Annotated in this window: 1 pseudogene; it reads left to right on the top strand. The window is 33.9% G+C overall.

The features are described 5' to 3' along the window. Positions 1-319, top strand: a pseudogene (locus AB4486_RS24420) (hypothetical protein); the annotation flags it as partial.

Raw genomic sequence — 319 nt, 5'->3', positions numbered from 1 at the left:
CTTCGGTGCCAAGTATCGCTTTATTAGTATGATGTTTGCGATTTCTTCGCCTTCAATTATCCATTTTTTACCCGGTTCTATTGATCATCACAATATTCAACTTATATTAGCAACACTGTTTCTGTCTTTAACACCTATTACTATTCATAATCTGAAACAATCATGGCGTGTTTACGCTCAATCTGCTTTTCTGTCTTTATCGTTGTGGACAGGAATGGAGAATATATTGTTATTTATGGCTTTCTTTGTTATTTATATGGTTTATTGCAGCTTTTTTCATAACGGATGGTTTAGTTACATCTCCAAGCTATACGTAACT

The organism is Vibrio sp. 10N.222.55.C6, assembly GCF_041473395.1.
In the GTDB taxonomy this organism is placed as follows: Bacteria; Pseudomonadota; Gammaproteobacteria; order Enterobacterales; family Vibrionaceae; genus Vibrio; species Vibrio crassostreae_C.
This window is presented reverse-complemented; position numbering and strand designations above follow the sequence as displayed.